Consider the following 12160-nt stretch of genomic DNA (forward strand, 5'->3'; position numbering starts at 1 on the left):
CAGATAATGGCAATACTCACTGTGGGCCTCCTGTAATGCTCTGGGTCTCTTGGTGGCGGTGGCCGCTATAACGAATACCTGCAATCACCGCATCGGACATCGTAAAGTCGCCCTTGGCGGAGCCGGTGCCATCCAGTTCGAAGTTGCCTAAAACATGCAGATTTTTCTGCACCTCAACATCACCGGTAAAAATGGTCTTAGGGGTATCGATGAGCACCTGATCGTCTGCATACACTTCTAGCGCCTTACAGGTGATGATGCAGCGGCCATCCTTGGTTAGCCGGATACGATGCCCCTCATAGTGATATAGCCCGGAGTCGCCCGCCGGTAGTCCGGTTGGGCGATAGCGCCGGTCTTCGGCAACCAGCACCACGGTTTGATCCCGCTGTGCTCCGATGCAGGCAATAATGGCTTCTGCACCAGAGAGCGGGACGCTGATTTGCCCGTATTGCAGTAACCGTTCTACATCATCGAGCGTTTCCCCCGCCAGCGCAGTCAGCTGCACGTTCTGCGCCTTTAAGCTGTCATTGATACCGGTTAACACTGCCCGTCCCAGCATCAGCTGAATGCGGCGCATCAGGGGGGCAAACATACGCTGTAACAGGGGGTCATTCATCCAGTTTTCCTCCCTGATTCAGCCAACTGTTAACCATCGCATCAATACCACCACCGGTGCTGCCAGCTCCGCTTCTGTCTGGCTCTGCCGGAACAATAAAGGCGTCCCGAGGTGCCAACGTGAGAGTGGTGGTTTCACCGCTTCGGATATCGAGAGCAAACTCGACACGACTTATCAGCAATGCCTGAACATCGACACCCACTCGTGCCGCACTGACTCGCGTCAACAGGTTCGGCTCCCAGAGTTTGCCGTTATCCCTAAACCACCCTCGAAGCTGGGCTGTAAAACTGATTGAACGGGCCAATGCCCGGCGCTCTTCGCGTAGCGCTCGTTGCCGTGCGCTGGCCGCATCAATTTTGTGATCGGCCAGAATGACGCGGGGGCGGTAGCGTGTGATCACATGGTCATCGGCCTTTCCCTTGGGTGCGGCAATGAGAGCCGCTGTTTTGGCATCGCCACTTTTACCACCGCCGCCACTATGGCCTTTAATTTGGTATTCGCTATAACGGTTACGCCAGTCATCGCTGTAATCACATGCCAGCAGATTTTCTCCCAGGGTGAGCGTATCGGTTTGTATATTCCCTGCTTGGGTAAAAACCAGATCGCCGTCGGCATTGCTGGTAACCAGGACACCACGATGCCGCGCGGCGCGCGTTAGGGCGTCGCTGACCGTTTCTGACAGCTCAAGCGTGAAGCTGGTGAACGGTTTGGCGGCAGTGGTATCGTTAAGAGCCCAGATAACCTTGATGCCAAAGGGACGGCACAAATCCTCTGCAATCTGGGCCAGCGTCCGGTTCCGCCACTGACCGCCAGCATAAATCGCCGAGCAGTCAACCAGATCCCCCGTTTTATCGCGGCCTTGTACCGAGACCGTGAGTGAGTCCTCGGTGATTTTTTGCTTTACCACATCGAGATAACCGGTGATCACCGTTTGCCCGTTAATGGTGAGTTTTAACGGTTGGCCCGTGCGGAAACTGTGCGGCGCGGGCTGTCCGGGCATCATAATGTCCAGCTCAAAATCCCCCGCCAAACGCTCAATAGAGCGAGTGACCCTGACTGAGATCCACCCAGTGAAAATGACCCCATCAATGAACAGCTCAACATTACTCGCCATCGAGGATCTCCACCTGGCTCCCGCCCAGAACAAAAGCCGGGTGACGAATACCATTACGACGTACAAAACGTTGCCATGCGCGCGCGTGTCCTGTACGCCGGTACAATGTGACCAGTGCAGGCTCTGTTCTGCGCAACGAAAACTGCTGGCTGGCGGGGAGATTGAGACCTCGGGTATTCATGTCATCAATCAATGCCAGTCGCAGGCGTTTTAACTGCATCGCACACGCTGTTTGCCCTAAATCCGATGTGTTGATCACACATTGATCCAGGGTGTCGCCAATATCCCGGCTTACCACATCAATGTCTCCCGTACTCTCCAATAACGGGGCGGTAATGGATGACCACCCGCTATCTGCAACGGGGGCAGAGGATGAGAGGCCATTCTGGGGTACATTCTCGCTATGCTGCGCGGATACGCGATCAATAGCGGCAGTTAATAGTTCAGAGGCCATCTGCACGCGGACAATAGCGGTCGCATTAATCAGGGTTTGTGATAACTGGCGGATCCCCGTTACGGTCGCGGGTTGTACACCATCAACGACCTGCTGGCGCGCTTGTCGTGTCAGGGTTTGCGTTAACGTGTCGCAGGTGCGGTAGATCTGCATCGCGGTTTCAGCCTGCTGCTGGCGGGCGGCGGCATTGTTACTGCTGCCACGTTCGGCAGTATTGATCCCGGCTTTTGCCTTTAATGCCAACGCGGGAAATTGCGTCATGGCCCGCAGCCCGGAGAAGATACCGGCAAAGGCTGTAGCCATACGTGCCGGGGTCGTGATAAGCGATGACACAGTGCCGCGCATGGCGGCCAGCGATCCCATAAATGATGAAATATCATGGCCTACACCCAGACCGGTGATCGCACTCTCGATAGCACCAATTTTATCGGTGACCGTATCGATAACGGCCTGCACATCGTGCAGGGAGGTGCTGGCAAAAGCCCAGGCATCACCCAAAGTATCAAACAGGGTATCTAGCGTACTTTTGCTCTGGAGGCTAACGGTAGAGGCTGTATCTTTACTGGCCTCCGGTGCGGTCGATGACTCCGCCGGAATGACCGTTATCGTAAACTCCACATAGTCCAGCTCATCGGCGCTATAGCGGCAGTCAAATGTATCAATCAGGACATTCAACGTGCCAAAGTCGGGATGGGATAACTCACCTTTCCCAGGAGCGTACAAGGCTTCACGCAGGCGTGCGCGCTGTTGCTGGGCCGTTTTACCCACCAGACACACCGTGAATGTAAACTCGGGGATTTTTGGGGCGATATCATCGGCACCGCCCGCCTCGCGCAGCGGGTATTCCCGTTTCGCAATATGGCGACCGCCTCGCTCGCGCTGCTCACGGGCGATCAGGAACGGGACACCGCGAAAGGAGCCTTTACCTGTTTCCGTCATCATCTACCTCAGTACGAGACAAAGTTATCACCGGTGTAAAAATCAACACCGAGCCCAAGGCCATTTTCTTTCACTTCGGCGCTTTGCATCCCCCAACCCTCCGGGGCAATCAGGCGTACAGCGGCCTCGGCTTTAGGTTGTTGTTGCGCCTTGGCATCATCACCGCGCCATTTACTGATAACACCATCCAACCAGCCCCCCAGGTTCTCGCCGAGATAGCTGCCCAGTGCCATACCTGCAACCGTACCGATTGGCCCGGCCAGAGAGCCGATAGCTCCACCCAACGTACCACCGGCGACACTACCGACAGCCCCGGACTTCTCCCGGCTGCTCGCCGTTTCATCCATCAGGATCGGCGCAACGGACAATGCGGCCATTGCCGGGCCTCCCAGACGCCCGAGTAAGCGTCCCCCGAAGCCTAGCGCACGGCCTAAGCCAGACCCCGCCAGGCCACCGAATAGACCAGCCACTTTTCCCAACCCGCTACGCGCAGCCCCCGAAATACCCGATAAAATTCGCCCCCCGGCCGCACCGGCCTTACCCATGCCAGGGATATGTCCTATCCATCCCGTAGCTCCGCGCCACAGTCGTTGTAATACACCGGGTTTTACCGCTGCGGGTAGCGCAGCCGGGGTGACCTTGACTCCACGGCCACGGCCTTTACCGGGGCCGCGTTTGCGTTTGCCATCGGCAGTGCTATAGATATCCCCGCCTGCGCCACCTAGCCCACCTGCAGGCCAGTTCGTTACAAATACATTCATCTGGGAGGGGAAGCCCATGCCCGGAAAGGCAAACGGCTCCAGCGGAGGAACGGCCCCACCGGGCGGTGCCGGGTTTTTCCGGTTACGTAGCCATCGATAAGCCCGGTAGGGATAGCGTACCGGCGCAGTGCCTATACGCCACGCTGGACGCAAAATGGCCCCACCGATGGCTCCGCCAATGCGTAACGCTTTTTGGGCAACATACAGCGCGATGATAGCCTTACCGGCAGTCATTGCACCGTTGGCAATCTTGTCGAGCACATCACCGAACCCGGCATCCCGTAGCTGTTGCAAGGTCGCGTTAACCTTTCCGAGTCCCTGATTAAACAGGGCGACGCCTTGCCGGGCACGGTCAAACAGCCCGGTGAATGCGCCAGCGGCGGCAGTGGCATACTGATCCAGCAAGCCTGACTTATCTGCGGCGTCATAGGTATCAAGAAAACCCCGTAGCTGGCCTTTCAGTACCTTAAAAGGGCCTTTATCCATAACCCGGCGAGAGAAGTCCTCCCAGGTATCGCCCATTTGTGCTGTTAGCCCTGTCCAGGAGTTCATGGCATTTTTTTGTGCGCCTTTGGCCTGTTCACGCAGTGCCTGGAACAACAGCGCAATAGACTTCGGCCCGAGTTTTCCTTTCTCGCCATCCTGTCGCACCTGTTTGACGTCCCGGCCTAACTTCTCTGCCAGCACCTGGTAGACGTTGATGCCATAGCCGGTCAGAATATTGGCATCCGCCGCCTGTATGCTTTGCCGGGCATACATCTGTTTCAACTGCATGGAAGCCCCTTGCGCAGCACTTAAATCCCAGCCGCGGTAGGCCCCCTGATCCTGCAACATGGTGATGAATTGCCGGGTTTGATGATCTGACATGCCAAACCCCATACTGGAGGTATACTCCTTCATCACGCCATCCAGACCCCAGGTTGAATCCTTGGCGTTTTTAACCGCCCAGGCTAACGTCTCCTTTACCCGTTTCTGATCGCCTTTATATTGAGAACTCAGTCCGATGGTGTAGTTTTCAAAACGGGAGGCCGGATCAATAAACCACTTATTCATGCCATAGATAGCCGCGCCTCCGGCCATCAACGCATACAGGCGAGACACGCCGCCATACGCCGCACCCGCCCGCGCCTCCAGCGCATCAAAGCCACTCGCCGCCTTGCGTAATCCAGTGTGCAGCAAGCCTACCGAGCGGGTAGATTGCTGCCCTAAGCGCCCAAGGCCATCCCCCAGGCCTCGGACACTGCTGCCCATACCACGCAGCGCTAACCCACCACGATGACCCATATTTGATAGGCTCTGTGACCACAAGCGAGCCTGCTGGGACACATTACCCAGTAGGTCAACGATGATGGAGGCTTTAAGCTGTTTTCCGGCCATAGTTAATCACGCTTCAATAGTTCGCTTGCCTGTCGGCAGTGTCGGTAGAGCTGACCCAACGGTAAGGTTAAGGCCCACTCCGGGCCAGATTTGGTCACCATGCCGAGGGTCAGGGCGGCTTTCTCAATCTGAGGCCGACACTGCATCCAGTCGCCCCGACTCTGCACTCAAGGCAGAAACCAGCGCGCTGTTGCGCAGGCGCTGTGCCAGAAGCAGGCGCTCTATGTCAGACTGCGATAATTGACGGAGCAACGTCATTGGCAACGGCCCATTGATCCGGCCAATGCGTGCAATCTGGCGGCGTAGCATTTCAAAACTGATCATCGCTGGGCTGCGTACCAACTGCGGCCCCTGTCGGGTATCCACCACGCGCTCGGCAGCCAGTTCGGCCTCAATGATGTCTTTCCCTGTCAAGTCGCGCAGCGTGACGTCATATTGCATTTCACGCTCATCGCCCTGGCCGAACGGCAGGCCGTCCTTGATTGCCAAGCACCCCTCCGCCAGTTGCCGTTTGACCTCGGCTACCATCAATGCGGTTTCGAGATCGTTGTCATCCAGCAGGCTCTCTAACTCGTCGATTTTTTCCGCCATGAGTCGGCTCCTTATGCAATGCGTTTGCTTTGAACAGCAGCAAACTTGGCGGAGATTTCTCCACCATCGGTTAATGAGGCAGGCTCTGTTGTCCAGGCCCCCGGCATCATGTGGGTCTCGCCGGTATCGGCGACAAACTCAATGGTGACATCCTCCCAGCTGTTGATCTCATCAACAGCCAGCACACCACCGGCGACGAACTTGGCATCAAGCGTGGCCTCTTTCGGTGTCCGGCTAAAGCCGTATACCTTGGGGCCTTTGATGGTCTTGCGTTCGTGTCCGCTAGGGGTAAATGTGGCCCCCTCCAGCGACTCATACTCCTGACCGTTAACGCGAATAATCGCTGTCCCCTGATATCCTTTACCCATATCGCCCTCTTATAGAATGAATTGCATCTGCTGCGCGTAGATACGGAACTGGTTAACCAAATCGGGGTTAGACAGAACATCCAGACGGTTCCGATCGTTTTTATTACGCTCAACGATCAGCGATGCTTTGAACTCATCAAAGTTTTCAAGCAGTCCAGCCTCTACCCATTCTTGAGCCAGCGCCAACAACTGGGTTTTCACAATTTTTGGTGTCGCGATAGCCTGCCCCGGCGAGATTGGCGTGCCGTCATCAGCCAGTTTGTGGCGCGGAAAACGCTGGGTAATGCGAACACGGGTCGAGTAACGCAGGTATGACAGCGTAGCGATGGTGTTCACATCGAGGTAGGACGGATCTGGATCACCGTAAGCATTGGTGCGATACGTGGTAATCTGGCGCTCAATTTGCACCACATCACCCGCTGCCACATCAACGGTCGCAATGCCGTCATACAGCAGCGTGTTACGCTCGGTCATCCCCAGACGGTCTTCTACTGCGGGTGCCATACGACGGATTAATGCCAGCGACTGCAACGGACGCGCGGGGTCAATAGCCAGATGTTTAGATCCCACCGCAGACAGCGTCGCAGCCCACAGGTATGAGGGTTCAGGCGCTTTCTGAATGCCGGTACAGGTCAGCAGAAAATCATTGCGAGCCTGCCCGAACGTAGTCATTTCACCCAGTGTGCCGGTATGAGCTGCCCAGGCAATACCATCGGACATTTTGACCGGCCCCCAACGGTCACGCAGCTCACTGCCCAACAGCTTTAAGTTGGCTGTATCCAGGTAAGGCATGATGACGTGCTGGTATTGCAATTCACCCATTGCGGCGATGGTCTCGGCCAAATCGGGGTTAGTTGCCTTGGTTTTCGGGTAGGCAATGGTTACCACAATGCCTTGAGGCGTCATTTCACCGTCATAGTAGTTCAGGCGAAGATCATGAATGGACAACTCAGAAATAAAACGGGCTGTCAACGTGACAACGCTTGTGGTTTCGTTAACATCTCCCCCGGACGGTGCAGCCGATACCGCTGTTACCGGCAGGGCAGGATTAGCATTGATGGCACTCGCCAGAGCATCCGCAATGGCCTTACCTTTCTGCTGGGCGGCTACGGAGACCCTTACACGAGTCCCGCCGATATAGACGCTCAATACGCCATCGGCTAACGCTGTACCGCTGATGGTGAGCGTACCAGCGGCACCGCTTCCGGTGCCATTCCCTTGAGCCATAACGTACAACACGGCGTCCGGGTTATCTTCCAGAAAAGCTTTAGCCATATTGGCAACCATCGAGCCTCGCCCCCATAGGGCGATCGCCTGTTTGTCTCGGGAGATCCGCACCGGCACATTTAATGCTCCAGTGCCATTGACCTTGTCGCCGCTCATATCGGCTTGCCCCAGCAACAGGACATTCACCAGTTTCTGAGGCGTCCCGGTCACCGCGCGTGAGTTATCAAACTCGATGTATGCCAATGGCACACGGATAGTGGTGCCAATGTCATTAAACGAAATCGTCATTGTTCATCACCTGATTGCGTGGGTTGGGATTGGGCGCGGCGCTTGCCTGCGCTCTCCGGGGTAGCCGCGTTCGCGTCGGCCTCTTCGGTGGCGCTATTCTCTTGCGAGACGTAAACCACATCGCCCAGGCGCAAACGGCGTAGCCAGTACGGGCTACGGGGTTTTTGCTCGCCGTGCTCGGCCAGCAGGGCCATCGTGACGGGATCGCGTACGGCACACCCCGGAGCCGGTTTAATAAAAATCTCATCGTTCATTTGGTGTCTCCTGTTGAGGTAAGGTGATATGTGCCTCACAAACCGGTGTCCCGTTGGGTTGCTGGAATGTTTGCCAGTGACGCAAAAACTCATCAAGCGACCCCAAATCGGTTTGCGGCTCAATCAGTTCCTCGCAGGTAAAATAGAGACCGTACAAGGAGACGCCGACGCCACCTTGCTTCTCGGTGTACAGATTGCGAGACTCGGTAAACTGCATCACACCGGTATCTCCTGGCTGAAACCCAGATATGCCACTGATGAGCCGCCCGACAATCTGGTATAGCCCCAGTCGTGAAACATCCACGCCATTGATCACATCGGCTACCACATACAGCACCCAGCGGCTCTCCATCCGCTGACGGGTACGCCCAGCGCCCGCACCTAACCAGACCACATACACCGCAGGCGGGGTCAGCAGCATGGTATGCAGGGCTTCCTCGCTCCAGTCGCCGGGGTGGGTGCCAACATGGCGCAACTGGTGCTCAAACAACGCATTAATCCGGGCAATCAGGGCGTTTTCGGTCTCGACAATCATCAGATAAACCCCTGTTGCTTACGGCTGAATACCGGCGCATCGGCCACCATCTGTGGTAGGTCGATCCCCTCTGGAGCGAGATTGTCTTCATCCACCCCGAGTTGCAGGTCACCGTTTTTCACCTCGTTAAGCCAGCGCAATGCGTCTTTATAGCGCTGGGTGGTTTGCTCCGTAGCCCGCTCATCGTTGAGGTAATAAAACGCAATGGCGCAGCAGTGCTGGGTCAGCAGCCGAGGAATGGCCGAGAGTGGCAACGCGTACCGCGCCGACAAGTACCCCTCAATCAGTGCGCTGGCATCCGTTAGCGCCCGATCGAGCTTCTCTGTATCCAACTCGGCAGTCCCCACCCGACGCAGCAGACTATTGAGCAAATCATCGCGGTAACGGACGCGCATATCAGCAACAGTGGCATAGTTCATGAGGCGTCCTGGTTGAGTGCCGCATCAATCTGGCTTTGGGTCACTTTGTCACCCAGAACGTCAACCACTGCGGCCACTTTGGGCTTGCCTGCGGCGGTAAAATGCGCCGGGTTGTCTGCCTCCAGCGCGGCAACGGCAGCGCGGATCCGGGTATTCATATCGCAGGTCGGAGTATCGGTGCCTGGATGTACCACACCCGCCACGCCGCCCTCATCATCACCAGTCGGCGAAAGTACGCGCACAACGAGGCATGGCTCAGCCTGTAATCGAGCCAGTTGCTCCGGTGTAACATCCACGGTCTGTTTGCCTTGAGTAAAGACCAGGCCTGCACGGCGGAACGTGGGGCGCGGGCAACAAACCGATACGGCAATACGTTCCGGATGCACAGCCTCAGTGTCTGGAGTACGGTTATTATCTTCTGGCAGGTTGCCCGCCAATGTCGGATCAATAGATTGCTTGTCCATCTCACAGTGCTCTCCGTTTGAAACGGGATATAAGGCGGCCTAAAGCCGCCTTAAAACCGGGTTACAGGAAATCAGCGACAAGTAACTTCAGCTTGCCTTTCATTTCGTTGGAGACCGTGGTGGTGCCATCGGTAAACAGCTCACGCTCCAACAGCTGCGTGGCCTGCTTCTCCAGTTCAGTCGGGACAACCAGATGCGTCGGCTTGATCCCCAGCTTGCGGCCACCATCAGCCGTGAAGGCGCGCATGGCCTGCCATCCCTGCCAGAGGTAGTCCAGGGTGAGCGGGGCTTTCATCATGTAAGCCATTTGCCAGAAGCCATAGCCGACATTGCGACGGGCTGAGGCACCAAAGACAAACTCGTTATCCGTAAAGGCTCGGCCCTCATCGACTTTGGTCTGGGCAACCAGCTCCAGCTTGCGGCGATCCTGAAAAATGAGCGGTTTGACGGCGCGGGAGCAATCCAGCAGGTAGAACGCCGGGCCGGTATAGTTGGTTTGCGAACCACTGGCCCCGACCTTGGCGGTAAACATGTTGGCTACGTTTTGCACATCGCCGCTACCATCAACCTTCGGGTAAACAGGATGGTCGGTATCAAAGAAATTTTGACCGTCATAACAGGCGTTTTTAATGCCATCGCGCAACGCCGCAAAGACCAGCTCATCCGGTTGGATCGCACCCGCCCGGCCCATCTCCTGAAACATCGGTGAGTAGATCCCGAGGTTGTCGTCCTCAAAATCATCACGGCTGATAGCAACCGTGCCCTCAAAGGTTTTGTTGGCGATGGTGTAGCCGTAGGCTTTCATCTTTTCGATGACACGCGCGCCGACCCATTCACGGAACTGCGGGAACTGCCCCAGCCAGCCGTAGGTGTTGGTCTTGGACGTTGACGGCACCGTCATGGCAATCTGTTGGTATTGCGACGGAGCCATGCTGATCCCGTTCTGAAAGTCGGCACGATAGCCGGTCATCAGCGCGGTGATCTGTGCCGGGGTAATCGGGGTAGGCATTATTTAGCATCCTCTTTCAGTTTCAGGAATTCTTCCGGGGTTTTCCCCAGCACGTTCGCCGCCTGCAAATCCTCCGCAGAAAGCGCGGCGGTGCTTTTTTTCGCCTCACTGGCCGCAGGAACGGTCGTGGTCTGCATGGCGGTCAGTGCGGGGATAGGCTGGCGCGTTGCCAACTGAGCAGACAGCGCTGCGACGCCAATTTGCCCTCCCAGGCGGCTCAGGTATTCCCGCTCGGATTTAAAGATGCGCCCCTCTTGCTCGGCCTTATCGATAACCTGCGTGATGGATTGCGCACCATGTTCAGATGACAGGGCAGCCAGTTGCGTGCGTAGGGCATTAAAGGTCTCGACTGGCACGTACTGGGTTAAGTCCACCGAACCTTGCGCTGGAGTCGTCCCTTTCAGGGTGGTGACCTCAGCCGACAGTGAGGCGACCTGAGTTTGCAGCCCGTCATGGGCATCGGATTTGGCTTTCATTGCCATCAGCGCAGACAGGGCAGCCGTTCCTTGTTCGGCGGTAACGTCGCCGCTTTCAGGAACGGTTACACCCAGCGCCGCCAGCAACTGGCGCAGCTGTTCATTCATGGGTTGATTCTCCGGTTGGGAGGAGGGAACAAAAGAAGCACTGAGGGCTGCAACGGCTTGCATACCCGTCAGGCCGGGGTCATTAGTCAGTGCAGCGACACGCACACCGATAATCTCGCCCGTATCCTCGTAGTACTGCAATACGGCGCTAAGATAGGCGTACTCCAGATTATCGATATGCTGGCGGGCGTTGGGTGTCCATTTAGGGCAAATGAAAACGCCTTGCCCTTCGCGCCACTCGATACCCTCGGGGCTAACCCAGCCTGCGGCCAGTGCCTGGATGCCTTTACTTTGGGTATGCAGGGTCTGGTGATCGTAATCAATCAGCAGCGGTTGTTTGAGAGCGGCTAGGCTGGCCCGGATACGGTTACAAGCCGCCGCGTCAACTAACCAGCCCTCGACGGGTTTCTCGGGGCGGCCATCGCGTGAACGCACCCGGCCTGCAGGTAGCAGCTGGCACCAGCCGTTTTCATCCGGTTTTACCAGGGCAGCACTCAGCGGGGCCAGGGCGATGTTATGGGAGCGTGATTTTGTTTTCATTCCCCCATTGTCAGGGGGATGGCGAATCGGGTGGATTTACCTTATGCCACAGGGAATACCTGAGCACTAGATAAAAAATGGATAACTACCAGTTAATGGACTAAATTACTCATAATTTATAATCAGGAATAGGGAGTATTTTGCATGGATTATAACACGCTACTTGGAATTATTGGCGGTTTAGGTATTGGCACTATATTAAACTCTATAATGTCCAATTTTTTAGCAAAAAAAACAAAGCAGAAAGAACGTCTTTATGAGGAAAAAAAGAGTGCATATTTAGGGCTACTATCTGCTATTCATAAAGCTGCTGCGATGCCATCTGAGACGACAGCAAAAGAGTATGCTTTATGGCAAACACATTGCTCTTTATTTGGGTCCCCCGAAGTTGCTCTATTTGCTCAAAAAATGATCGATACGAACGATGGCCCTAGCACAAAAAGGCATGAGGCATTTGATGGGCTAATACAAGCTATGAGATCTGATTTAGCTAAATAGTCCATTTCGAAGATAGAATAAGTTGCCTTAACCATCGTAGAAACATTTAGTACATTGGGGTGAGAGCGCCCCAAACTAGCCTCTTATCGTAAGGTGGGTTTGATACCCCTTTCAAACCCCTT

The 12160-nt window shown here is 55.8% G+C and carries 14 protein-coding genes; 1 reads left to right on the forward strand and 13 read right to left on the reverse strand.

Translation table 11 applies throughout. The annotated features are described in order from the left end of the window. Positions 1–16: 16 nt before the first annotated feature. The 13 genes from ETEE_RS12770 to ETEE_RS12830 form a co-directional block, all read right to left on the reverse strand. Positions 17–616 (reverse strand): phage baseplate assembly protein V, encoded by a 600-nt coding sequence (locus ETEE_RS12770; RefSeq protein WP_034163783.1) that lies wholly within the window; start codon positions 614–616, stop codon positions 17–19. After that, the gene (locus tag ETEE_RS12775) at positions 609–1730 is read right to left on the reverse strand and encodes a phage baseplate assembly protein (protein ID WP_034163782.1); all 1122 of its coding nucleotides are present in this window, start codon (positions 1728–1730) and stop codon (positions 609–611) included. The genes ETEE_RS12770 and ETEE_RS12775 overlap by 8 nt, the downstream gene beginning before the upstream one ends. Next, entirely contained in the window at positions 1720–3126 is a 1407-nt protein-coding gene (locus ETEE_RS12780; RefSeq protein WP_081926424.1) for a DNA circularization protein, read from the reverse strand. The genes ETEE_RS12775 and ETEE_RS12780 overlap by 11 nt, the downstream gene beginning before the upstream one ends. Before the next feature lie 5 nt (positions 3127–3131). Then, the gene (locus ETEE_RS12785; protein WP_034163780.1) at positions 3132–5261 is read right to left on the reverse strand and encodes a tape measure protein; all 2130 of its coding nucleotides are present in this window, start codon (positions 5259–5261) and stop codon (positions 3132–3134) included. A 123-nt stretch (positions 5262–5384) separates the two neighbouring features. Next, positions 5385–5852 carry a phage tail assembly protein gene (locus ETEE_RS12790; protein WP_051905093.1) on the reverse strand — a complete coding sequence of 156 codons (468 nt, stop codon included), beginning with the start codon at positions 5850–5852 and terminating at the stop codon, positions 5385–5387. 11 nt (positions 5853–5863) lie between these two features. After that, positions 5864–6220, reverse strand: a complete 357-nt coding sequence (locus ETEE_RS12795) for a phage tail tube protein (RefSeq protein ID WP_034163779.1) — start codon at positions 6218–6220, stop codon at positions 5864–5866. A 9-nt stretch (positions 6221–6229) separates the two neighbouring features. After that, positions 6230–7735, reverse strand: coding sequence for a phage tail sheath subtilisin-like domain-containing protein (locus ETEE_RS12800; protein ID WP_034163778.1), 1506 nt, complete (start codon positions 7733–7735; stop codon positions 6230–6232). Next, positions 7732–7989, reverse strand: a complete 258-nt coding sequence (locus ETEE_RS12805) for a DUF2635 domain-containing protein (RefSeq protein WP_034163777.1) — start codon at positions 7987–7989, stop codon at positions 7732–7734. The genes ETEE_RS12800 and ETEE_RS12805 overlap by 4 nt, the downstream gene beginning before the upstream one ends. Further along, complete coding sequence (locus ETEE_RS12810; protein ID WP_034163775.1) at positions 7979–8524, reverse strand: phage protein Gp37; 546 nt, start codon at positions 8522–8524, stop codon at positions 7979–7981. Before ETEE_RS12810 ends, ETEE_RS12805 begins: the two co-directional genes overlap by 11 nt. Further along, complete coding sequence (locus ETEE_RS12815; RefSeq protein WP_034163774.1) at positions 8524–8943, reverse strand: gp436 family protein; 420 nt, start codon at positions 8941–8943, stop codon at positions 8524–8526. The genes ETEE_RS12810 and ETEE_RS12815 overlap by 1 nt, the downstream gene beginning before the upstream one ends. Next, positions 8940–9407, reverse strand: a complete 468-nt coding sequence (locus tag ETEE_RS21325) for an HI1506-related protein (protein ID WP_071881914.1) — start codon at positions 9405–9407, stop codon at positions 8940–8942. Before ETEE_RS21325 ends, ETEE_RS12815 begins: the two co-directional genes overlap by 4 nt. Before the next feature lie 61 nt (positions 9408–9468). Further along, entirely contained in the window at positions 9469–10416 is a 948-nt protein-coding gene (locus tag ETEE_RS12825) for a Mu-like prophage major head subunit gpT family protein (protein WP_034163773.1), read from the reverse strand. After that, complete coding sequence (locus tag ETEE_RS12830) at positions 10416–11540, reverse strand: phage protease (RefSeq protein WP_034163771.1); 1125 nt, start codon at positions 11538–11540, stop codon at positions 10416–10418. The genes ETEE_RS12825 and ETEE_RS12830 overlap by 1 nt, the downstream gene beginning before the upstream one ends. A 144-nt stretch (positions 11541–11684) precedes the next feature. On the opposite strand from ETEE_RS12830, the gene ETEE_RS12835 reads away from it, so the two are divergent. Beyond that, positions 11685–12038: a hypothetical protein gene (locus ETEE_RS12835; RefSeq protein WP_034163770.1), complete on the forward strand. Its 354-nt coding sequence runs from the start codon at positions 11685–11687 to the stop codon at positions 12036–12038. Positions 12039–12160 lie beyond the last annotated feature (122 nt).

Origin of the sequence: Edwardsiella anguillarum ET080813 (genome assembly GCF_000264765.2) — a bacterium.
GTDB classification, from domain to species: Bacteria; Pseudomonadota; Gammaproteobacteria; order Enterobacterales; family Enterobacteriaceae; genus Edwardsiella; species Edwardsiella anguillarum.

Excerpts from the sequence above, each read along its gene's own strand:
- ETEE_RS21325 (WP_071881914.1), bottom strand. The coding sequence starts at position 9,407 with ATGGACAAGCAATCTATTGATCCGACATTGGCGGGCAACCTGCCAGAA.
- ETEE_RS12770 (WP_034163783.1), bottom strand. The coding sequence starts at position 616 with ATGAATGACCCCCTGTTACAGCGTATGTTTGCCCCCCTGATGCGCCGC.
- ETEE_RS12805 (WP_034163777.1), bottom strand. The coding sequence starts at position 7,989 with ATGAACGATGAGATTTTTATTAAACCGGCTCCGGGGTGTGCCGTACGC.
- ETEE_RS12800 (WP_034163778.1), bottom strand. The coding sequence starts at position 7,735 with ATGACGATTTCGTTTAATGACATTGGCACCACTATCCGTGTGCCATTG.
- ETEE_RS12815 (WP_034163774.1), bottom strand. The coding sequence starts at position 8,943 with ATGAACTATGCCACTGTTGCTGATATGCGCGTCCGTTACCGCGATGAT.
- ETEE_RS12795 (WP_034163779.1), bottom strand. The coding sequence starts at position 6,220 with ATGGGTAAAGGATATCAGGGGACAGCGATTATTCGCGTTAACGGTCAG.
- ETEE_RS12830 (WP_034163771.1), bottom strand. The coding sequence starts at position 11,540 with ATGAAAACAAAATCACGCTCCCATAACATCGCCCTGGCCCCGCTGAGT.
- ETEE_RS12785 (WP_034163780.1), bottom strand. The coding sequence starts at position 5,261 with ATGGCCGGAAAACAGCTTAAAGCCTCCATCATCGTTGACCTACTGGGT.
- ETEE_RS12790 (WP_051905093.1), bottom strand. The coding sequence starts at position 5,852 with ATGGCGGAAAAAATCGACGAGTTAGAGAGCCTGCTGGATGACAACGAT.
- ETEE_RS12835 (WP_034163770.1), top strand. The coding sequence starts at position 11,685 with ATGGATTATAACACGCTACTTGGAATTATTGGCGGTTTAGGTATTGGC.
- ETEE_RS12780 (WP_081926424.1), bottom strand. The coding sequence starts at position 3,126 with ATGATGACGGAAACAGGTAAAGGCTCCTTTCGCGGTGTCCCGTTCCTG.
- ETEE_RS12810 (WP_034163775.1), bottom strand. The coding sequence starts at position 8,524 with ATGATTGTCGAGACCGAAAACGCCCTGATTGCCCGGATTAATGCGTTG.
- ETEE_RS12825 (WP_034163773.1), bottom strand. The coding sequence starts at position 10,416 with ATGCCTACCCCGATTACCCCGGCACAGATCACCGCGCTGATGACCGGC.
- ETEE_RS12775 (WP_034163782.1), bottom strand. The coding sequence starts at position 1,730 with ATGGCGAGTAATGTTGAGCTGTTCATTGATGGGGTCATTTTCACTGGG.